Source organism: Bacteroides sp. 3_1_23, assembly GCF_000162555.1.
Lineage (GTDB): Bacteria > Bacteroidota > Bacteroidia > Bacteroidales > Bacteroidaceae > Bacteroides > Bacteroides ovatus.
The window spans coordinates 940,789-963,566 of record NZ_GG774955.1 but is presented as its reverse complement, the minus strand read 5'-3'; the positions used below and the strand labels follow the sequence as shown (position 1 = coordinate 963,566).

The 22,778-nt window shown below is 42.9% G+C and carries 18 protein-coding genes, 1 tRNA gene and 1 pseudogene; 12 read left to right on the top strand and 8 right to left on the bottom strand.

The window, feature by feature from the left end; translation table 11 throughout:
* Window positions 1–100 precede the first annotated feature (100 nt).
* On the bottom strand, window positions 101–283 hold the full coding sequence (locus tag HMPREF9010_RS03120; RefSeq protein WP_008651212.1) for a histone H1: 183 nt from the start codon (window positions 281–283) through the stop codon (window positions 101–103).
* 147 nt (window positions 284–430) lie between these two features.
* Here HMPREF9010_RS03120 and HMPREF9010_RS03125 point away from each other — a divergent pair, with 147 nt between their 5' ends.
* The 4 genes from HMPREF9010_RS03125 to HMPREF9010_RS03140 all read left to right on the top strand — a co-directional run bounded on the left by HMPREF9010_RS03125 (window position 431) and on the right by HMPREF9010_RS03140 (window position 5,692).
* A complete protein-coding gene (locus HMPREF9010_RS03125; RefSeq protein WP_004308278.1) occupies window positions 431–1,078 on the top strand; it encodes a helix-turn-helix domain-containing protein in 648 nt (215 codons plus the stop codon).
* 33 nt (window positions 1,079–1,111) lie between these two features.
* Window positions 1,112–2,500, top strand: a complete 1,389-nt coding sequence (locus HMPREF9010_RS03130) for an alanine/glycine:cation symporter family protein (RefSeq protein ID WP_004325091.1) — start codon at window positions 1,112–1,114, stop codon at window positions 2,498–2,500.
* A gap of 111 nt (window positions 2,501–2,611) precedes the next feature.
* Window positions 2,612–3,244 (top strand): hypothetical protein, encoded by a 633-nt coding sequence (locus HMPREF9010_RS03135; RefSeq protein ID WP_004301962.1) that lies wholly within the window; start codon window positions 2,612–2,614, stop codon window positions 3,242–3,244.
* Between the two features lie 312 nt (window positions 3,245–3,556).
* Window positions 3,557–5,692 (top strand): KamA family radical SAM protein, encoded by a 2,136-nt coding sequence (locus HMPREF9010_RS03140; protein ID WP_032852909.1) that lies wholly within the window; start codon window positions 3,557–3,559, stop codon window positions 5,690–5,692.
* A gap of 116 nt (window positions 5,693–5,808) precedes the next feature.
* Here the strand turns inward: HMPREF9010_RS03140 and HMPREF9010_RS03145 are convergent, their stop codons facing one another.
* From HMPREF9010_RS03145 to HMPREF9010_RS03160, 4 genes and pseudogenes are all read right to left on the bottom strand, one after another.
* A complete protein-coding gene (locus tag HMPREF9010_RS03145; RefSeq protein ID WP_004304803.1) occupies window positions 5,809–7,122 on the bottom strand; it encodes a nucleobase:cation symporter-2 family protein in 1,314 nt (437 codons plus the stop codon).
* A gap of 116 nt (window positions 7,123–7,238) precedes the next feature.
* A complete protein-coding gene (locus tag HMPREF9010_RS03150) occupies window positions 7,239–7,946 on the bottom strand; it encodes a DUF5020 family protein (RefSeq protein ID WP_008651196.1) in 708 nt (235 codons plus the stop codon).
* A 73-nt stretch (window positions 7,947–8,019) separates the two neighbouring features.
* Window positions 8,020–9,615 (bottom strand): annotated as a pseudogene (locus HMPREF9010_RS03155) (SusD/RagB family nutrient-binding outer membrane lipoprotein).
* Between the two features lie 15 nt (window positions 9,616–9,630).
* Window positions 9,631–12,759, bottom strand: coding sequence for a SusC/RagA family TonB-linked outer membrane protein (locus HMPREF9010_RS03160; RefSeq protein ID WP_032852907.1), 3,129 nt, complete (start codon window positions 12,757–12,759; stop codon window positions 9,631–9,633).
* 108 nt (window positions 12,760–12,867) lie between these two features.
* Between HMPREF9010_RS03160 and HMPREF9010_RS03165 the strand changes: the two genes are divergently transcribed.
* The 3 genes from HMPREF9010_RS03165 (at window position 12,868) to HMPREF9010_RS03175 (ending at window position 14,028) form a co-directional block, all read left to right on the top strand.
* On the top strand, window positions 12,868–13,446 hold the full coding sequence (locus tag HMPREF9010_RS03165; protein ID WP_032852955.1) for a uracil-DNA glycosylase family protein: 579 nt from the start codon (window positions 12,868–12,870) through the stop codon (window positions 13,444–13,446).
* Between the two features lie 90 nt (window positions 13,447–13,536).
* Complete coding sequence (locus HMPREF9010_RS03170) at window positions 13,537–13,890, top strand: arsenate reductase family protein (protein ID WP_004308288.1); 354 nt, start codon at window positions 13,537–13,539, stop codon at window positions 13,888–13,890.
* A gap of 65 nt (window positions 13,891–13,955) precedes the next feature.
* Window positions 13,956–14,028, top strand: a tRNA-Trp gene (locus tag HMPREF9010_RS03175).
* Window positions 14,029–14,265: 237 nt separating this feature from the next.
* Here HMPREF9010_RS03175 and HMPREF9010_RS03180 read toward each other — a convergent pair.
* Window positions 14,266–16,116 carry a vWA domain-containing protein gene (locus HMPREF9010_RS03180; protein WP_008651192.1) on the bottom strand — a complete coding sequence of 617 codons (1,851 nt, stop codon included), beginning with the start codon at window positions 16,114–16,116 and terminating at the stop codon, window positions 14,266–14,268.
* A gap of 189 nt (window positions 16,117–16,305) precedes the next feature.
* Between HMPREF9010_RS03180 and HMPREF9010_RS03185 the strand changes: the two genes are divergently transcribed.
* Genes HMPREF9010_RS03185 through HMPREF9010_RS03205 form a run of 5 tightly spaced genes read left to right on the top strand, consistent with a single transcriptional unit; the run spans window position 16,306 to window position 20,425 of the window.
* Window positions 16,306–16,962, top strand: coding sequence for a CDP-alcohol phosphatidyltransferase family protein (locus HMPREF9010_RS03185; protein WP_004308290.1), 657 nt, complete (start codon window positions 16,306–16,308; stop codon window positions 16,960–16,962).
* A complete protein-coding gene (locus HMPREF9010_RS03190) occupies window positions 16,959–17,915 on the top strand; it encodes a phosphatidate cytidylyltransferase (RefSeq protein ID WP_004301949.1) in 957 nt (318 codons plus the stop codon). The genes HMPREF9010_RS03185 and HMPREF9010_RS03190 overlap by 4 nt, the downstream gene beginning before the upstream one ends.
* A gap of 24 nt (window positions 17,916–17,939) precedes the next feature.
* Window positions 17,940–18,596, top strand: coding sequence for a lysophospholipid acyltransferase family protein (locus tag HMPREF9010_RS03195; protein ID WP_032852906.1), 657 nt, complete (start codon window positions 17,940–17,942; stop codon window positions 18,594–18,596).
* Window positions 18,597–19,169, top strand: coding sequence for an RNA polymerase sigma factor (locus HMPREF9010_RS03200; RefSeq protein ID WP_004301947.1), 573 nt, complete (start codon window positions 18,597–18,599; stop codon window positions 19,167–19,169). It begins immediately after the preceding gene.
* A complete protein-coding gene (locus HMPREF9010_RS03205; RefSeq protein ID WP_008651180.1) occupies window positions 19,166–20,425 on the top strand; it encodes a carboxypeptidase-like regulatory domain-containing protein in 1,260 nt (419 codons plus the stop codon). Before HMPREF9010_RS03200 ends, HMPREF9010_RS03205 begins: the two co-directional genes overlap by 4 nt.
* 10 nt (window positions 20,426–20,435) lie before the next feature.
* On the opposite strand, the gene HMPREF9010_RS03210 is transcribed toward HMPREF9010_RS03205, so the two are convergent.
* Window positions 20,436–21,605, bottom strand: coding sequence for a DUF418 domain-containing protein (locus tag HMPREF9010_RS03210; protein ID WP_008651178.1), 1,170 nt, complete (start codon window positions 21,603–21,605; stop codon window positions 20,436–20,438).
* A 239-nt stretch (window positions 21,606–21,844) separates the two neighbouring features.
* Window positions 21,845–22,717 (bottom strand): pyridoxamine kinase, encoded by an 873-nt coding sequence (locus tag HMPREF9010_RS03215; RefSeq protein WP_004304792.1) that lies wholly within the window; start codon window positions 22,715–22,717, stop codon window positions 21,845–21,847.
* Window positions 22,718–22,778: the final 61 nt, after the last annotated feature.

Here is a 22,778-nt window from a genome sequence, read left to right as displayed (position 1 = left end):
ACTATCCGTACTAAAACAATAAAAAGTCATTCCACATTAAAACAAAAAGAGGGCATATCGCTTCACGATATGCCCTCTTTTTCAATATCCTAGTAGTCTTCTAAATTATTTTTTTAGAAGCTTCCAAAGATGCTTTACGGAATTCTTTCATTGCTTTTTCGATTTCCAAAGAAGCTTTACGAGCGCGAGTTCCTGCTGCTTTGTTACCGTTTTCGATCTGTGCGTTAGCATCTTTTGAGAAGTCAGCATAAAGAGCTGCTACCTTTTCTACCAATTCTTTCATAATCCTTTTATTTTTTTCGTTAATAATGTGCCGCAAAAATACACTGTTTCCCGAAATAAAAGCATAAAATCAATATTTTTTTTGAAATAATCTTCGAAAAATATCTAAAAAAGGGGCTTTTCACCTTTTTTACCTACCTTTGTAGCCATGAAACTGCTTACAGATACCGATTATATACATGCACTGATTGCTGAAGGAGAGCACCAGCAACAAGACTTTAAATTCGAAATTTCCGACGCACGCAAAATAGCCAAAACACTTTCGGCCTTTGCCAACACGGACGGAGGACGATTACTTATTGGCGTTAAAGACAATGGTAAAATCGCAGGAGTACGCTCCGAAGAAGAAAAATATATGATTGAAGCCGCCGCACAACTTTATTGCGTGCCGGAAGTGGAATATTCTCTGCAAACATACATAGTGGAAGGACGACAAGTGTTAGTGGCAACCATCGAAGAAACTCCACATAAACCGGTTTACGCCAAGGACGAAACCGGAAAGCCCCTAGCCTATCTCCGCATCAAGGACGAAAATATTCTGGCAACTCCCATACATCTCCGTGTATGGCAACAGAGCGATAGCCCCCGTGGAGAACTCATCCGCTACACCGAACGTGAACAGCTCCTGCTCGATCAACTGGAGCACGGAACTTTACTCTCACTCAACCGTTACTGTCGACAAACCGGACTTTCACGACGTGCCGCTGAACATCTGCTCGCCAAATTTGTTCGTTATGATATTGTGGAACCTGTATTCGAAAATCATAAATTTTACTTCCGAATAAAAGACGAATAACCACAAACAATGCTTTATACTTAATACTTAACTATGACTTTTATCAACGAGATTAATGACATACTTTGGACGTATATTCTAATTATTATGTTATTAGGATGTGCTGTCTGGTTCAGCATACGGACACGCTTTGTACAATTTCGCATGATCCGGGAAATGATCGTGCTGTTAAGCGAATCCGCCGGCAAAGGAAAACAGGGAGAGAAACATGTATCTTCTTTTCAGGCATTCGCTATTTCTATCGCCAGCCGTGTGGGTACGGGGAATCTTGCGGGAGTGGCTACTGCCATTGCCATCGGAGGTCCCGGGGCTATTTTCTGGATGTGGGTCATCGCACTGTTAGGGGCTTCGAGTGCTTTCATAGAGTCTACTTTGGGACAATTATACAAAATACGCGGAAAGGATTCGTTCATCGGAGGACCTGCTTATTATATGAAGAAAGGGTTGAAACAACCGTGGATGGGAATGCTTTTTGCCGTATTAATAAGCATTACTTTCGGGTTTGCTTTCAATTCTGTACAGAGTAATACGATCTGTGCTGCGGCAGAGCATGCTTTTGGGTTCAATCATATTATATTGGGAGGTGTGCTGACTTTGCTGACATTGCTTATCATCTTTGGAGGTATTCAACGCATTGCCCGCGTCAGTAGTATTATCGTGCCTGTTATGGCTTTGGGATATGTAGGGCTGGCACTGGTTATTGTTGCACTCAATATCACTCATTTACCGGGTGTTATCGCACTGATTGTCAGCCATGCTTTCGGTTGGGAGCAGGCATTGGCAGGAGGAGTTGGTATGGCATTAATGCAGGGCATCAAGAGAGGACTTTTCAGCAATGAGGCCGGTATGGGTTCGGCCCCGAATGCGGCTGCCACGGCTCATGTCAGCCATCCCGTAAAACAAGGGTTGATACAGACTTTGGCGGTATTTACAGATACATTATTGATATGTACCTGTACGGCTTTTATCATCCTCTTTAGTGGGGCTCCTCTGGATGGTTCGGCTAATGGAGTGCAGCTGACTCAACAGGCGTTGACAAACGAAATAGGTTCTTCGGGCAGTATCTTCGTTGCCGTAGCTCTTTTCTTTTTTGCTTTCAGCAGTATTCTGGGGAATTATTATTATGGTGAGGCTAATATCCGTTTTATCACTCACCGGAAATGGGTACTTCATGGTTACAGGATATTGGTGGGTGGTATGGTACTCTTCGGTTCACTTGCCACATTGGATATGGTATGGAGCCTGGCAGATGTCACGATGGCGTTAATGGCTATCTGTAATCTGATCGCTATCCTTTTCCTCGGAAAATATGCTATCCGTCTGCTAAATGATTACCGCGCGCAAAAGAAAGCTGGCATCCAAAGCCCTGTTTTTAAGAAAGAGACAATGCCGGACATCGAAAAGGACTTGGAATGTTGGTGAAAACCAACTGTTTTTGTACCTTTGCACGCAAATTGACAGATGGTAGTTATGTTATATACCTTCCACACGCTCAAATAGTAAATTGTAAATAATAAAATTGTAGAGATAACAATGGGCTTATTTGGTTTATTCAAGAAAAAATCCGATGAAACGAAAGTCGGCAATGTAGAAGATTTCATATCACTGACACGGGTGTATTTCCAGTCAGTTATCGCCACAAACCTCGGTATCACTAATATCCGCTTCTTGCCGGACGTAGCTAACTTCAAACGTTTGTTTAAAGTTCCTACTCAAAACGGTAAACTGGGATTGGCCGAAAAATCTGCTGCGCGCAAAATGCTGATGCAGGATTATGGGTTGAACGAGAACTTCTTTAAGGAAATCGACTCTTCCGTGAAACGTAACTGCCGCACTCAAAATGATATTCAATCTTATTTGTTCATGTATCAGGGATTTTCCAATGATCTGATGATGTTGATGGGAAATCTGATGCAGTGGAAGTTTCGTATGCCGTCGATCTTTAAGAAGGCTTTGTATGGTATGACACAGAAAACGGTACACGATGTTTGTACCAAGACAGTGTGGAAGGCTGATGATGTGCATAAAACGGCTGCGACTGTTCGCCAGTACAAAGAGCGTTTGGGATACTCTGAACAGTGGATGACGGATTATGTGTATAATATTGTTCTTCTTGCCAAGAAGGAGCCGAAACGGAAGAACGACGACACGGAAACGAAAAAATAAGTCGCTTTAAATGTTAGAAAATCGTAAAGATTAATAGGATAGAAAAAGCGGGGGTTTTGTACCTCCGCTTTTTTTGTTATCTTTATGTACTTTTTTCTTTTGTCTTGATACAAAAGAAAAAATCAAGGCTGCGCCTGCCCGGCTACTCCGGTTTCATTCCCGTCTAAAGGGTAGAAACTCGCTTCGCTCAAACAGTCTGCCCTTCTTAACGCCGGTAATAAAACCTTCGCTTGACGCCGTGCAGACGAGGCCGGAGGGGGACTATGCGGTGTGGTAGTATATTATAATTATTAAAAAATAGAGAGATTGCTTATGAAACAAAAGAAAATGCTTGCGCTTACTTTTTCACAGTTGAAACAAATCTATAATCAAGAAATTCCGGAAGTGGTGGAGATAGCTGATAAGAGCTCTTCTGTGGAAGAGTTCAAGGCTGGGATGCTGCGTTTTTTGGAAATTTGCAGGATAGAAAATGAGGCTGCGGAGGAGGCGAGGGAGCAAATTCGACTCTTACTCGATTATGATGGACAGAATGTCCATGAACTGTCTACTGGACAGGATATGTCAGTACAGACGATTCGGTTGCTTTATGAGTTTCTGACGGGAACGTTGGAAAATATGGAGATACCGACGGATTTGTTTATTGAAATTTTCCAGATGTTTAAACGGTTGAAGGGAGAGGTTGTGCCTTTACCATCGCCACAGCGTATCAAAAGCAGGAATGACCGGTGGGAAACGGGATTGGATGAAGAGGTACGTGAAGTGCGGGATGAGAATAAGGAGCGGATGTTGCACTTGCTGATTCAGAAGATTGAGAACAGGAAGTCGAAACCTTCGGTGCGTTTTCACTTTGAGGAGGGAATGAGTTATGAAGAAAAATACAGGTTGGTAAGTGAGTGGTGGAACGATTTCCGTTTTCATTTGGCAATGGCTATAAAAAGTCCGGGCGAGTTGAATCGATTCCTGGGAAATTCACTTTCGTCAGAGACTATGTATTTGCTTTATCGTGCCCGGAAGAAGGGTATGCCGTTCTTTGCAACTCCTTATTATTTATCGTTGCTTAATGTAACGGGATATGGGTATAATGACGAGGCTATTCGGAGTTATATTCTGTATTCTCCACGTTTGGTGGAGACGTATGGAAATATTCGCGCGTGGGAGAAAGAGGATATTGTAGAAGCCGGGAAGCCTAATGCTGCGGGATGGCTTTTGCCGGACGGGCATAACATTCATCGGCGGTATCCGGAGGTGGCTATTCTCATTCCTGACACTATGGGACGGGCTTGCGGAGGACTTTGTGCTTCCTGTCAGCGTATGTATGATTTTCAGAGCGAGCGGTTGAATTTCGAATTTGAGTCTTTACGCCCGAAGGAATCATGGGATCGTAAGTTGCGTCGGTTAATGGCTTATTTTGAAGAGGATACGCAATTGCGGGATATTCTTATTACAGGAGGCGATGCGCTGATGAGTCAAAATAAAACGCTTCAGAATATTCTGGATGCGGTGTATCGGATGGCGGCACGCAAACAAAGGGCGAATCTTGAACGCAAGGATGGAGAGAAATATGCGGAATTGCAACGGGTACGGTTGGGGTCACGTCTGTTGGCTTATTTGCCGATGCGTATCAACGACGGGCTGGTTGATGTTCTGCGGGAATTCAAGGAGAAAGCATCGGCTATCGGTGTGAAACAGTTTATTATACAGACTCATTTCCAGACACCGCTGGAGGTTACTCCTGAAGCTAAAGAAGCGATCCGGAAGATTCTTTCTGCGGGATGGATTATTACGAATCAGTTGGTATATACGGTGGCTGCTTCACGTAGAGGGCATACGACCCGGCTTCGTCAGGTGCTCAATTCGTTGGGGGTGGTATGTTATTACACTTTCTCGGTTAAGGGATTCAATGAGAATTATGCGGTATTTGCACCCAACAGTCGTTCAATGCAGGAACAACAGGAGGAAAAGATTTATGGCCGTATGACACCGGAACAGGCGGAGGAGTTATATAAGATATTAGAGACGAAAGTAGGAACAGAAGAGGAGCCTAAAGAGGATGTTGCCAAGCAATTAAGACGCTTCATGAGAAAGCATCATTTACCTTTCCTTGCCACTGATCGCAGCGTATTGAATTTACCGGCTATCGGTAAAAGCATGACTTTCCAATTGGTGGGACTAACTGAAGAAGGAAAACGAATTCTACGCTTCGAACATGACGGTACTCGTCATCATAGCCCGATTATCGATCAGATGGGGCAGATTTATATTGTAGAGAATAAATCGCTAGCTGCTTACCTGCGCCAGTTAGCCAAGATGGGAGAAGATCCGGAAGACTATGCTTCTATCTGGAATTATACGAAAGGAGAAACCGAACCTCGTTTCAGTCTTTACGAGTATCCTGATTTCCCCTTCCGCACAACAGATAAAATGAGTAATTTAAGTATTAAGAATTAGGTATTAAGTATTAATCGACAAGCATCAACTAACAAGTATTAATCAACGCCTATCAAGTATAAACCAGCGGCTTCGGTAATACTTATTACTTAATACTTGTTTCTACTACTTGTTTCCTACTCTTTTACCCGTATTACTATATTTGCAATAATTGCAGTTAGGCCTCCGGTGGTAATCCCTGAAGAGAAGATACTTCGAATTGCTTCCGGGGCTTGTTGTAATACGTCCGGCATTAGTTCTACCCCTAAGCCTAAGGAGAGGCTGACTGCTAATACCAAAGTTTCTTTACGGCCTATTTCTTGTGAGGAGACAATACGGATTCCCGCCGCTGCTACTGTGCCGAACATTAGTAAGGTTGCACCGCCCAGTACAGGATCGGGCATTAAGGAAAATACGGCACCTACGATGGGAAATAAACCCAAAAGGACGAGCATTGCTGCGATATAATAACCAACATAACGGCTGGCTACTCCGGTCAGTTGGATAATACCGTTGTTTTGTGCAAAGATGGAGTTTGGAAAAGAGTTGAATACACCGGCGAGAAAGGAGTTGAATCCATCTGCCATTACTCCACCGGAAACCCGTTTCAAATAGGAATCTCCTTCAATGGGAAGTCCGGAAATCATAGAGTTGGCAGTTACATCACCTGTTGCTTCAATGGCAGTTATCAAGTAAACCAGACCAATGGCTATAAAAGAAGACACATTGAAATCAACACCATATTTAAAAGGCTGGGGAATATTAAAACTCATCAGCATTTCCACATTCAACGCACTCATATCCACTTTTCCCAGAGCAAATGCCAAACCATAGCCAAGGCAAAGTCCGAGTACAATGGAACTCATACGCAGGTATTTGTTCCCGCAACGGTTGAAAAACAAGACGCTAAGAAGTACCAGTGCTGCAATAGACAGGTTTTCCCACGTAGCAAACGTACCATTATCCATAGCTGCATATCCGCCTCCGCAAGATACGATACCTACCTTTATCAGACTCAATCCGATAAGCAGCACGACAATACCGGAAACCAGCGGAGTGATAATATTACGCAGATATTTGAATGTGCGGCTGACAATCATTTCGATAGGCGCAGCAGCCATACAGGAACCGAAAATTAACGGTAATCCGCCTACCATTCCTGTGGCAATGATAGGGCCGATAAAAGAAAAACTGGTTCCCTGGATGCAGAGCAGTCTTGCTCCTATCACACCAAAGCGGCGGCATTGTATAAAGGTAGATACTCCCGAAGCAAAAAGAGACATGGAAACCAGAAAGCTTGTCTTTTCTACATCAAGTTTCAAGGCACTTGCGATGATAAGCGGAGGTGTAATGATCGCTACGAAAATAGCCAAAAGATGTTGTAAAGCCGCAAACAAGGCGTCTTTAAAAGGGGGACGGTCTTCTACGCCGTAGATTAAATCAGTTTTCATTTAACAGGGTTTCTATATATTTTTTTAAGTTTCGCAGAGGGATAAACAGAGATTATTCTGAAGTCCAGCTTCTTTTAGTCCGACTTTTTTTAATTCTATTTCTTATAATCCGTTTTTTAGTTCAGCGTCCATTTCAGAGCGAGTGTCGGGATAACATAAAAGCCATCACGACCGCCGAAGTTATTACTCAATTCGACTTCGGAGCCAACACTAAGATTGAAATTTTTATTTACTCCTTTGATTTTGTTTAGGTTTACCCAGAATTGTGGTTCGGAGAGAAAGATAGTCTTTCCATAGTTGGTTTCTTCGCGCCACCAGTCGGCAAAGCCGGAGAAAGTGAGCAGATTGCGGCAGAAATTCACGTACCACGTACCTGTCAGCTGGAAGTTGTTGGGCGATTGGTGTTTCTGAATATACTTATACATAGCAGTCAGCGTAAAGCCTTTGGAAAAGGAAGCATTATTAAAAGTGTAGGTAGCTCCTGCCAGATAAGCATTTTTATAAGACATGCCTTTCGATAATCCACCGTTATATTCAAGATGTGCAGAAAAAGGACCTTTCCAGAATTTCAGTTCACGCGCTATTTCCCAATAAGCGGAAGCGACACCTTCGGAAGTGTAATCCATATCGACAAAGAAATAAGTGCTTCCCCAAGTATCAGGCTGAAACTTCTCCACAGTGGAGGTGAACAGCGGGCGACCTTGCAAATCTTTATCGTACAAAGAACGTCCGAAATCATAATGCAGCTGAATGTTTTGCGCCTGCAATCCCGGTACGGCAGAGAGCAACATACAGAGGAAAAGAGCAGAGATAATTTGTTTCATAAGTAAATGTGTTTAAATGAAGATGCAAAAATAGTTAAAGCTACACATATAAACACATTACTTCTGTCTTTTTTTATTCCAGGTTATTATTTCCCGTATCCCACCAGAGTCTTGTACCTCCATGGTCATCTCCGCCTAAAGCCTCGACAAGAGCAGAATATTGCTCCGAGTCTTCTGTCTGCAATGTACCTGGGAAATTAAGACGGCGCACCATGATCTCCGTGTCGATGCATCCGCTCCTACTATGATTGAATCGAACGGGAAATAAACGGGGATATCCCGTCCGTCTTTGTTCGGTCCAGGCTTCGCAACCTTCCGGGAACATGGCAATCCATTTCTGCGTGATAATCTTCTCCAGTTTTGTCTCCTTATCATCCTGCGGATTCCATTTGGGAGTGACTTTACAACGCGCTTCTATATTATTTTCTTCATCATAAGTATCTATAAAGTCGGAAGCTGTCAGCTCACTTTTCAGGTAATCCTCCACCCCATAAATTCCCCATTGATGAAAAGAGGTAGTTACACCGTTTCGGTAACAAGCTTCTTCATCTTCATCCGTCCATCCGCGCAAAGCGGCTTCGGCACGCAGAAACCAGACTTCCGAAGCAGTCATCAGAGGTGTATCAGTATCCTGCTTGACAAACAGCTTTGACAATCCCGAATAATGACTATGAGCAAAGCAGGTTCCCTGGCGAATTCCACGATACTGTCCTTTAAGAGCCTCATCCGTACAGGGTTCAAAATAAATTTCCAAACGGGGATCGTTATATCCGGTCAAAATTGATTCCATGTTAGCACTCATGTAAGTTTCATTCCAGACACGGTTAAGTTCTCCCAATGGATTGGTATACCCGGATTTGGTAGAAACAAACACTCCTCCTGTTTCCGCTTCAAAGAAGCCGTAACCATTTTCCTTTATTTTCTGTATTTCAGCATGCGCTTTATCTGGAGCAACAGAAGCAAGGCGCATTGCCAGACGCAGACGCAGGGAATTGGCAAACTTTACCTAGGAAGGATATTTCCCGTCCAACAAAATATCAAAACGTGCAAATCCATTGGATTCCGGTTTCTCATCTATATAGTTGGTGAGAGCAACTACAGCAGAATCGAGTTCATTGAAAAACTCATAATAGACATCCTCCTGTTTATCCGGACGGTAATGTTTTTCGGCATTAGCAAAATTCTTATAAATGATAGGACCATAATAATCCGTCACACGATGCATCGCTTCCACCTTTAATATTTTCGTTATCCCGAACAGAGCAGGATGTGTATTCCGGGTAGCATTCTCCGACTGATATATCTGTGGGAAAATATAAGAATACATGTGTGTCCACATAGCGCTATTCCAGCCGTCCTGCATATTATAATCGGAATTATGCGAGCCCCCGTTCAGAGGTTTGCCGTCATGCATATACCCACTGAACATGTCCGCGTTCAGATTCTGTATCAGTTGGAAAGGCCAGTTCTTTCCTTTTCCGTAGTCGTAATTAAAATAAATACCTTGCTGAATAATTCCCAAACGGATTCCATAGCCATTGTCATCAATAATCAAGTCATCATCCGTGATACCGGACAAATCGGTATTGTAATCACGGAAATTACCGGTACAAGCTACAGAGAACAGCAATAAACCCAACAAATATAGATATACATATTTTCTCTTCATTTCTCTCTCCTGCCTTTAAAATTCACATTTCAGAGTAAAGCCCAAACTACGGGTCGTAGGCATTCCGAACACTTCAATTCCTTGATTATCATTTCCGGTAGAAAGTACCAAATCCGGATCAAAAGGAGCTTTCTTATACAAGAAACATAGATTGCGAGCTACAAACGAAAGCTGAACATCTTTCAGTACCTTCGTTTTCTGTATCCACTTCTTGGAGAAATTATAGCTCAATGATACTTCACGCAACCGTAAATTCGTAGCATCATACATATAATATTCCGTCACCCCGGCACGCCCGCCTACTATTTTATAGAATCCTTTCACATTGTCTATACGCTGACCGTCGAGCATTACATATCCCCTATCACGCGCATCGGCCGTTATTTCAGATACTCCATAAAGATCCATTTCCGCCTGTGTCTGCGAAAGGACTTCGCCTCCGTAGCGCCAATCAAGCAGAAAATAAAGGGTGAAGCCTTTGTAAGAGAATGTATGATCCCATCCCATCATAAAGACAGGGTTGGCATTTCCTACTTTCACCGTATTCCCATCGCCCTCCACCAATGGAAGTCCTTTATTATCACCCTCTGTTTCGTAAACGATATTGCCTGCATCATCGCGCACAAAAGCCTTACCATATATATCACCGATAGAACCGCCTTTAATAAGTTTCATGGCATAGCTGGAAGAAAAACTGGTAGGCCCGTAAATCATTTCTTTCAGATCTTCGTGCAACTTCACTATCTTATTCTTATTGGTAGAGAAGTTTACAGAAGTTTTCCAGTTGAAATCAGGAGTTAATACGGGAGTTCCATTCAGTGTCAATTCCCATCCCCGATTCTGGATATTTCCGGCATTTACATATCGGTAAGCATACTTATCACCTGCAAGTGCGGGAAGTTTGAAGAATTGATTATAAGTATTGGTACGATAATAAGTCAGATTAACCCCTAAACGGTGTTGAAAGAATCGCCATTCAGTTCCAAATTCGATGGCATGAGTCATTTCCGGCTCCATTTCCTTGAAAGGTGCGGCGTCATTCGCCTGTATCTCGCCACCGGCATTGATCTGCGAAGAGGGATTAGTGATAAATGGAGGAATATCATTCCCTACTTTACTATAAGCGCCACGCAATTTTGCGAAAGAAACCCATTCGGGTAACTTCACCCATTTATCAAGTAGCATGGAAAGCCCTACAGAAGGATAAGCGAATCCGGATTTTTCATGGCTGGTATAAGACAAGGTTGACGCCCAGTCATTACGGGCCGTCAAATCAAGAAACAATTTTTCCTTATAACCGATCTGTGCCGTACCGAATATAGATTGCAACTGACGGCGTTGATCTATTCGCTGGTCAATACTGGCAGAACTGTTCATGACGATATTGGCAATATTAAACACATTAGCAAACTTCAAAGATGCATTTTTCGAATCATATCGGGTAGAATTAACGACTTTATCATTTATACTACCACCAATCGCCGCATCCAGTGTAAAATCCCCCCAGGTTTTCTTCACCATCGCCATGACATCACCATACATCTGGGTTTCCTGATAATCCATCTCGATATATCGTCCGTTCGCTCCACACAGGGCGGTGGCAGTAGACGCATAGAATTTCTGGCGTAACTTGTCCGCCCAATAATCCATGTTTCCACGGGCTTGAATCGTCAGCCAATCATTTACCTTAAAGTTTGCTGAAAGAGAAAGGGTAATGCGTGTACGTGTTTCTTTACTTTGTATGCGGTTCGTTATCCAGTATGGATTCTGTTCGAAGTCTTCGGTAAACGTATGCCAATTCTGCACACCCAGTTTCCGTTCTTCGTCATAGGTTTCAAAATGATCTTTATAATAAGACAAATCCTCCCCACGAGGAAAACGATAGAGCCCTACCAACGGATTCATATAGAAACCTCCCGACACCGGCTTATTCTCGACGGTCTGTTTCATCACATTCACACTACCGTCCAGTTTCAGACGTTTGTCGAACATGGTAGCCGTCTCACGCAAGTTTATATTATGCTTTTTCAGTTTATTCTTGTCGATAATCCCCTTTCCGGTAGTATTGGCATAGGAGAAATAAGTTTGCAGGTTTTCATTTCCATAACTGATAGATACGGAAGTCATCGATGTCAATCCGGTACGGAAAAAATCATCCAGATTATCATAAGCCATCAGATTCTCTTTCTCTCCCCAACTGTCTACCACATCACTGACACCATAACGATTCTGCATTTTAGGCATACTGAATGCTTTCTCGAAAGTGAGTCCTGTAGAGAAATTAATATTCCTTTGTCCGACAGAGTTGCCTTTTTTAGTCGTAATAAGAATCACTCCGTTAGCAGCCATGCTACCATATAAAGCGGCAGCAGGAGCACCTTTCAGAATACTGATGCTTTCTACATCTTCCGGATTCAGATTAGAGATTCCGTCTCCTCCATCACGATTCCCTGCATTCGCCGTACCACCAATAGCCGAATAAGCCTGTTCGGAAGAGGTGTTCGACATCGGCACTCCATCTATTACATAAAGCGGTTGATTATCACCGGATACCGAACGGATTCCCCGGAGACTGACTTTTGCGGAACCGCCCATACCGGAAGAGTTTTTGTTGATTTGCACACCGGCAGCTTTTCCTGCCAGGGCAGCAATCATATTTACTTCTTTGACACGGTTCAGTTCTTCTCCCTTGATTTTTTGCACAGAATAGGCCAATGTAGCTTCATCCTTTTCAAGTCCCAAGGCCGTTACGATGACATGTTCAAGCATCACCGCATCTTCCTGAAGACGTATTTCAAGCACATTCCGACCTGCCACATTGACTTCTACAGTCTTATAACCCACAAAAGAAACTTGTAAGACAGCACTATCCGGCACAGACAAAAAGAATTTTCCATCAATATCGGTCACAGTACCATTGGCTCCCCCCTTTTCGCGTATTGTAGCACCGATCAGTGGTTCACCATAGATATCAATTACACGCCCTCTCACGGTATTATGATCAGAAGGAACTTCTATCGTCCCTCTTAACACTTGTTGCTCCGAAGCATAACAATTTCCTCCCTCCAGAAAAAACAGGCCTATTAAGAAGCAACTCACAAAAACTTCTTTTTTCAATGATATAATAAAATATTGTTTGTTCATCACGCCGCAAAAATAACTAATTATTTTAAATCTAGCATTTTTTCTCATTGATTTTGAAGGAAATAAACATTATCACTATTTTTGTACGAAATTAAAATGAAAGAAATTATGGAAATCGAAATACATCCGTTAGAACCGTTTCTCCCAGCGAAATCAAAATTACTTATGCTGGGAAGTTTTCCGCCACAGAAAAAACGTTGGTCTATGGAGTTTTACTACCCGAACCTAAACAACGACATGTGGCGTATATATGGAATCTTATTCTTTAATGATAAGAATCACTTTCTGAATTCGACACTAAAATCGTTCTGCCGCGAGCAAATCATAGACTTTTTAAACGAAAAGGGGATTGCCCTATTTGATACTGCTTCATCCATTCGCCGGTTGCAGGATAATGCATCGGACAAGTTTCTTGAAGTAGTGGAAGCCACCGATGTTGCAGCATTACTGCGGCAGCTTCCCGAATGCAAAGCAATCGTCACTACGGGCCAAAAAGCAACGGACACTCTCCGACAGCAATTCGACATAGAAGAACCCAAAGTAGGTGATTACTCCGAATTTGTTTTCGAAGGACGTGCCATGCGGCTTTACCGGATGCCCTCATCATCAAGGGCGTATCCATTAGCATTGGACAAGAAAGCGGCCGCTTACCGGATTATGTTTCAGGATTTACAGATATTGAAGTGAAGTTCAAGTATTAAGTATTAAGTATTAAGTATTAAGTATTAAGTATTAAATATTAAGTATTAAATATCAAGTATTAAATTATAAATGAATATGGCAACATTATTTTTGCAGTACCCGGCATGCAGCACATGCCAAAAAGCCAAGAAATGGTTAACAGAAAATAACATTGAGTTTACCAACCGCTTAATCGTAGAAGAAAATCCTACGGTGGAAGAATTAAAGGCATGGATTCCGCGCAGCGGTCTGCCGGTGAAGAAATTCTTCAACACGAGCGGATTAGTATATAAAGAGCTGAAACTAAGCGAGAAGCTACCTGCAATGAGTGAGGAAGAACAGATAGCACTATTGGCAACCAACGGTAAATTGGTGAAACGCCCATTGGTAGTGACAGACAGCTTCGTTCTAGTCGGTTTTAAGCCCGATGAGTGGGAAAAATTAAAATAATTCAAAACTTATTTACCCGAATGTTTGGAGATTCAGAAGTTTCTACTACCTTTGCAGCCGCAAACACGGGAGTAGCTCAGTTGGTAGAGCACCGGTCTCCAAAACCGGGTGTCGGGAGTTCGAGCCTCTCCTCCCGTGCAGAGTTAAATAGCTGTAAACGATAAGTTTACGGCTATTTTTCGTTTCAGGTCGGACGAAATTCGGACGAAATAAATGATAGTGACGCTATCGCTGTTGTATAGCGTCACTATCCCGAACATATACCGTCACTATCATTTTCTACGATTATCCATCTGGAATTCTACGTTCATTCATATCTGCGAATCTTACGCATAGTCATATAGCGTACACTCACAATGACTCCCGCCCGATTTCCTAGTTCTTATTCGTTCTTTCCAATCCTTTGGCAGCCTCAACCAAACGGATGAATTCTCTTCTATATCCTTTATCATCATTATTCAGTCCCTGTTTGGCCAGATTAATCACTTTATCGTAACTGGCATTTCCTTTGAAGTCAGAGTCCCGAAGCAACTGTCCGAACATAGCCACTGCAGAAGCAAAGCGGAAATCAGAAGAAACATTATTACCTTTATTATCAACGAAAGGAAGTTCCATTTTCTTGCTGACATCTTTATCCGGAGCTTTATAACGCAGTTTCACAGTCAGGAGATCATTAGAGCCTGTCGGTTTCACTGTCACTTTCTCTTTCTTCTGATATTTCAGATCGTCTATTTTACCCACATATTCATTCTTTATACCTGTAGGAATCACTTCGTAAAAAGCAGTTACCGTATGTCCCGCACCCATATCTCCGGCATCTTTAGCATCATTATTAAAGTCTTCGTCTTTCAACAGACGGCTTTCGTAACCAATCAAACGATACGCCTGCACTTGGGAAGGATTAAATTCCACTTGCAGTTTGACGTCTTTCGCCACTGTATGCAATGTAGCGCCGAATTCGCCTACTAAAACACGATTGGCTTCCTGCAAGTTATCTATATAAGCATGATTACCGTTTCCCTTTTCTGCCAACACCTGAATCTTCTTATCTTTATAATTACCCATGCCATAACCTAATACGGTAAGGAACACTCCACTCTTACGTTCTTTTTCAATCAATTGTTCCAATCCTTCGGCGGAAGAAACACCCACATTAAAATCACCGTCGGAGCAAAGTATGATACGGTTGTTACCATTAGAGATAAAATTCTTCTTGGCTATTTTATACGCCAACAGGATACCCGCACCACCTGCCGTAGAACCACCTGCCGTCAATTCATCTATCGCTTCACGAATCTTCTGTTTGTCACTACCCGGAGTGGCCTCCAGTTTCACACCGGCACTGCCTGCATAAGTCACGATAGCTACTTTATCTTTATCCCGTAAGTTGTTTACCAACAATTTGAGAGATGATTTCACCAAATCCAACCGGTTGGCTCCCCACATAGAGCCGGAGACGTCAATCAGAAACACCAGGTTAGATGCAGGCAAATTATCCGTCGGAATTTCTCTAGCTTTCAAGCCGATACGCACAAGACGGTGATCCGCATTCCAGGGACATGCTCCGGCTTCCATCGTGATTTTCACAGGATCACTTCCTGTCGGTTTCGGATAATCATAGGAAAAGTAGTTCACTAATTCTTCCGTACGGATAGCATCTACAGGAGGCAATTCACCTTTATTGATAAAACGACGCATATTACTATAAGAAGCAGCATCTACATCAATAGAGAAAGTAGAAAGCGGAGCATCCGACACACTCTTAAATCCATTCTCCTGAATCTGCCCGTATTCTTCCGCATTTACAGCATCATACATGATTCCCGGTGTCGGACATACCGCCATATAAGCAGCAGACACCGATTTAGTAGCCTTTAGCTCATGCCCGTATCCTACCACTACACATTCTTCCAATACCACATCATCAGCTTTCATCTTCACATCCAGCGTAGCCGATTTCACCACCCTTCTCTCTTGCTTATACCCGATATACTGGAACAACAACGTCTCCCCCTTCTTGGCCTGAATGGTGTACTGGCCCTTCATATTCGTTATTGCACCCTTCGAAGTACCCTTGATCTGTACCGAACAACCTACAAGCGGATTTCCATCCTTTGCATCCGTCACCGTACCCGACACAGTAATAACTTGCGCATTCATCCTACCTAAAGAAATAACCGCCATTAGCAGTACGAGCATCATCGCTCTGAATTGATTTGTTTTCATAACTTCTTATTTTAAAATGTTACTATTAGTTCGCTTTTATTATAGAGATGCACATTTCACACAGATTCCATAAATTGCCTGAACTTTTTTTTATCCGGCAGAAAAAAGAGTCATTTCAAAATTCTCACTCATTCCTTTGCAACTCTTAAGATGATGTGTATATTTGCCGATCATAAACATATTATAAATATGAAAAACGAAGTCGACGGAAGGCGGGAAATAGCCTCACGAAACACGGCCTGGGCTACTATTATTGCCCGCAAACTAACTCGTTGGGGTGTCACTCCCAATCAAATTTCCATGATGAGCGTATTCTTCGCTATGGTGGGGTGCCTTCTGTTGATCGGCACAGTCATTGATCCCGGTTTTAACAAGTATGTAGCCTACATTCTGTTCATCGTTTGCATGCAGTCGCGGTTACTCTGCAACCTGTTCGATGGGATGGTAGCTATTGAAGGAGGGAAGAAAAGTGCCAACGGAGATCTCTACAATGATATGCCCGACCGCTTTGCTGATGCTTTGTTCATCATTCCCATCGGATATATAGCAGGTGGATTCGGTATTGAACTGGGATGGCTAGCGGCCCTTCTTGCCGTTATGACAGCTTATTTCCGCTGGATAGGAGCCTACAAAACGCACCAGCATTTCTTTAACGGTCCGATGGCCAAGCAACACCGCATGGCATTGCTCACGCTTGCCTTTGTAGTAGCCACCTGCACCATTCACGCAGGATACGACCGGATGGTATGTCTCATAGCTCTGATAATAATCAACGTCGGCCTTGTCGCAACACTGATACACCGTCTGTACCTCATGTCACACACAACAAACAATGAAATAAAATGAAAGAACTACTGGATATCATATTTCCTACGCTAAGCGATGAATTGATTATCGTCATTTCGCTCATCATCGGACTGCTTGTTACGGCAAGCCTTATTCTTTTTCTCGTAAAGAAGATCTCTCCAAAAACAAATATCAGCGAACTCTCCGCCCGCACGCGTTCATGGTGGATCATGGCGGGCATGTTTATCGGCGCTGTATTTATCAGCTATAACATTTCTTACTTCTTCCTTGCCTTTCTCTCTTTCATCGCTTTCAGAGAACTGTATTCGGTGTTGGGATTCAGAGAGGCAGATCGCGGAGCATTGTTTTGGGGGATATTGGCCATTCCCATTCAATATTACCTTGCTTACCTTGCCTGGTATGGAGCATTCATCATCTTCATTCCGGTAGTTATGTTTCTCGTATTGCCCTTACGACTTGTTTTAAAGGGAGACACCCACGGAATTACCAAGTCGATGGCTCTGTTGCAGTGGATTCTGATGCTTTCAGTATTCGGTATCAGTCACCTCGCTTATCTCCTGTCGCTTCCTGAACTTCCGGGATTCAATGCAGGAGGACGAGGTCTGCTATTATTCCTTGTATTCCTTACGGAAATCAACGATGTTATGCAATTTATCTGGGGCAAACTTCTCGGACGACATAAGATACTCCCGAAAGTAAGTCCGAACAAAACGTGGGAAGGATTTCTGGGCGGTGTAATCAGTACTACCGTCATTGGTTACTTCCTCGGTTTCCTGACTCCCCTCTCCGCTCCCAACGTTATCCTGGTAAGTGCTCTCGTTGCGATTGCCGGATTCTCGGGAGACGTAGTCATCTCCGCCATCAAGAGAGATAAAGGAATTAAGGACATGGGGAACAGTATTCCCGGTCATGGAGGAGTATTCGACCGGATAGATTCTCTGGCCTACACAGCTCCTGTATTTTTTCATTTAGTTTATTACATTGCATATTAAACGGAGAGAATGGAAAAAAGATTCATGCAAGCTGCTGCCATGCAGATTATATATAAAGGTGTATTCCAATGGTTCCTGAAATTGGTTGTAGGAGTTCAGTTCACCGATTGCCAGTTCCTCAAAAAGGAAAAGCAATTCATCATCCTTGCCAACCACAACAGCCATCTGGACACCCTAAGCTTGTTATCTTCCCTGCCCGGAGGACTTTTATGGAAAGTCAAACCCGTAGCAGCAGAAGATTATTTCGGGAAAACCCGCTTTCAGGCTTCCATCAGCAACTTTTTCATCAACACACTGCTAATCAGAAGAAAAGGAGAAAAAGATTCGGAACATGATCCGATCCGTAAGATGCTTGAAGCCATCGACGCCGGATATTCACTGATTCTTTTTCCGGAAGGAACCAGAGGAAAGCCGGAACAGATGGGAAAAATTAAATCCGGCATAGCACGCATCCTGTCTCTGCGGCCTGAAGTGAAATATATTCCCGTATTCATGACCGGTATGGGACGTTCTCTGCCCAAAGGAAAAATGATACTGTTGCCATATAAGGCATCTATCTATTACGGTATGCCCGCATTGGTAAAGAGTACGGATACACATGAAATATTAGATCAGATTACAGGCGATTTTGAAGAAATGAAAGAAAAATATCAAGTCATTATTGACGAAGAAGAGGAATAGATGTTGTTTTTCAAAAGAAAAATATCAAAACTATCGGACGAGGAATTACTAATACATTACACGAAGTCCGGCGATACGGAATATTTCGGCGAATTATATAACCGATATATCCCGTTACTATACGGACTTTGCCTGAAATACCTGCATGATGAAGACCGGGCACAGGAGGCGGTCATGCAGTTGTTTGAAGATTTATTGCCTAAACTGGGAAATTATGAGATAAAAGTGTTCAAGCCATGGCTCTACCGGGTGGCAAAGAATCATTGCTTGCAACTTTTACGAAAGGAAAATAAAGAAATTACGTTAGATTATACCGTTAATGTTATGGAATCCGACGAATTTCTGCATCTATTAAGTGAGGAGGAAAGTTCAGAGGAACAACTAAAGGCATTACATCACTGTCTCGAAAAGTTGCCCGAAGAACAACGGACCAGCATTACGCGTTTCTTTTTAGAGGAAATGTCGTATGCCGACATTGTGGAACAGACCGGATTTACTCTGAACAATGTGAAAAGCTATATCCAAAACGGAAAGCGAAACTTAAAAATTTGTATTAAGAAACAAGCCCTATGAAACTATTGGACTACATACGAGGACTCCGCAAAGGAAAAGAGGCACACCGGCTGGAAAAAGAGTCGATGCAAGACCCTTTCCTGGCCGATGCTATGGATGGATACAACCAGGTGGAGGGAAATCACGAACAACGGATCGAGAAACTGCGGATGCAGGTTTCTGCTCATTCGGCAAAGAAAAAGAACACTTATGCTATCACCTGGAGCATCGCTGCGTGTCTGATTATCGGATTCGGTATCAGCAGTTATTTCCTGTTCCTGAAAAAGAGCATGACAGATGAAGTGTTCATTGCGGAAGAGAGTGTTTCCACAAAGTTGGCTGAACCCGCAGCTCCACCAACTCCGGCAATTCCTGCCACTCCAACAGTTCCCGCAACTCCGCAAAAGGAAATCGCATTAGCTACTACAAAGGTAAAAACGGATTCCACTCCTATTTCCGAAATTACTGCGAGACAAGCGGATAAGAAAGATATGATTGCCAAAATCCAAACGACTTCGCAACCACAAGGTGCGCCTGTGGCAGCTGTGCCGATGATGGAAGAAGTCTCGGAAGAGACTGCTGCATTGCAAGAAGTAGTAGCAACGATAGATACTTTCGAATCTGAATCAGATAAGAAAATGAAGATGGCTAAGGTAGCGACTATCCTTCCCCAAAATAACATGATTAAAGGAATAGTGACCGACAAAAAAGGGGAACCGCTTATCGGAGCCAGTGTGACATATAAAGGAACGAATATCGGAACCATCACAAATATGAATGGAGAATTTTCGTTAGTCAAAAAGGATGATAAGAAACGATTGACAGCGGAATATATCGGATATGATCCGGTAGAAATCCGGGTAGATACCAGCCGGACGATGCTCATTGCCATGAACGAAAACAAACAGACACTCAATGAAGTGGTGGTAGTGGGATATGGCGCTAAGAAAAATAAGAAGTCAACAACCCTCGGAAGTGTTGTGAAGGTTGAGGAACAGGCAGAGAAAGAGATCACTCCACAACCTGTCATCGGTAAACGTAGCTATCAGAAATACCTGAAGGAGAATCTCGTTCGTCCGGCGGATGAAAAGTGCGCACAAGTGAAAGGAAAAGTTGTATTAACTTTCCTTGTTAATAAAGAAGGGCGTCCCTTCTACATCAAAGTAAAAGAGAGCCTTTGCGAGTCTGCTGATAAGGAAGCAATCCGCCTGATCCAGGAGGGACCGGACTGGATTTACGGCAACAAACTTGCAGAAGTAACTGTCAAATTCGAATAGTGGGAAGTCACTAAATCCAAGTACCCTTACGCCATAAGAATTCGAGTGGTCCCTGTTTATGACGGGCAAGCCACCAACGGCTGAATATCAGCTGAACAGTGAAGATAAGCAGTGCGATAAGCAGGCTTGCCGTTGCTCCGGCGTATTTGTACATGGCTAATCCGAATCCATAATAGATAATAACTCCCATGATAGATTGAGAGATGTAGTTTGTCAGGCTCATACGCCCGTAAGGAATCAACAGACTTTGCCAGCCATATCCTTTTTCTTTCTTAAACCAAAGCAAGGTGAAGATAGAAACTAGGATAATCATAAACGCAAAATTGGCATAAGACGGAACGGCAATCTTATAAGGAATTTGTACGGACGGATTGGTGAGCAAGTCCGGCACAAAGGTTTTGAGGCAATAGAGAGGAATGAATGCAAGGACAGCACCTTTCAACATCTTCTTCCAAAAGCGTACGGATTCTTCGCTCTTTATTAAATATTTCCGGCGCCCCAGTAACATTCCGAACATGAACAGGGCAGCCGTCTGAAACAAACGACCATTTTCCACTTGCCAGATATTGCTGTATAATTGTCCGTCGGAGATGTTGGAACAGAGTACTTCGAAGAAGTTACCATTGGCAGTTGCCTCCTGTGCACGCATAGCATAAGGCATAAAATGACCGGTTGCTACTACGTAGTCGGGATTTATCATCGCATAAATGGCACGTCCCCACTCATAAGGCTGAAGAAGCAGAATCAGGGCAATCCAAAAGACCGTTTTGTCCTTTAACTTACACACGGGTATCAATGCAAAACCCACTACCGCATAGAGTAAAAGAATATCCCCGTTATAGAACAGGGCATGCAACTGCGCAAACAGGAAAAGCAAACACATCCGCCAGGCAAATCGTCCGCGGAAGTCTATACCACGTTTCTCTGCATTGTGAAACTGAATGTAAAAACTAAAACCAAACAACAAAGAGAAAGTAGCATACGCCTTTCCCGCAAACAGGAAAAACAGGATGTCCCATGCATATTTATCAATTGTCTGTAACCATGCAGGCACATTCTCCGGTACTAAGAACAGATTATAATGCTCCAGATTATGTAATAATACAATTGCCAAAAGGGCAAATCCGCGCAGAGCATCCACTACTCCCAGACGTTCGGATGTTTTCAGTGTTTGAGTCATTAGTTAGATATAATTATTCCATTTTCTAAATGCCGGTAAAATTAATGGAAATATTTGAAACACAAAAGCTTGTAAACGTTAAAAAGGACTGACTAAAAAGACTGGGAAATTGTTTTTCATCCCTACTTACGTACATGCGCAGATGGGATGGTTATACCAATTCCGTCCTTTTTAGTCAGCCCTTATTCTTTATCTTTACAGTGTGACTTTTTTTCTTAGCTGTGGAGACTCTTTATCTTTTATATTAATTCATAACTAGCCATCTGTATTGGCATATCCAAATTATGAAGCACTTTCTCCAACAGGATACCCTCGCGGTTGTCATATTCATACCCGAAAGTGGCACGAATACCTTGCAGGATAAACTGTGTGGCACGGTCCAACGCCATCGGCAGACTGTCTCCCTGCATCAAAGAGCCGGTGATGACACTGGTGAAAGTATCTCCCGTGCCGGGATAATGTGCAGGCAGATAAGGGCAGGTCACTTTCCAGTAGCGGTTTCCCTGACGGTTATAAGCATAGACAGACGTTTTATGAGGCTCATCATGTACAGGAACACTGGTGATGATAACCACTTGCGGACCTTTGTCGGACAAAAGACGAAGATATTCTTTCAGCTCTTCATCCGTGTTATCTGCTTTATAGGGTTTATCCAACAAATAAAACAGTTCCGTCAGATTGGGGGTAATCACATCTGCTTTAGTAATCAGGTGGCGCATCTCTTTTATCATCTCTCCATCAAAGTTGGTGTACAACCGTCCGTTATCTCCCAACACCGGATCGGCAACGATCAAACTGTCCGGTCGGCGAAAATCCCTGATAAAATCAGAAACAATCTGAATTTGTCTCGGAGAACCCAAGTATCCGGTATAGATAGCGTCGAACTCTACCTCCAGTTTCTTCCATTGGGCAATAATCTTCGGCATTTCGTCCGTCAGGTCGAGGAAGGAGAAACCGGGATATTGCGTATGATTGGATAATACAGCCGTAGGAAGCGGACAGACCTGAAAACCCATGGATGAAAGAATAGGAATGACGACGGTCAGAGATACGCGCCCCATTCCCGAAAGGTCATGGACGGCGGCTATTTTCTTTACTTTATTGGCATACATATAATTTATAATTAAACGTTTTACTACTTTTATCCTACAAATTCATTTATCTACTATGGAC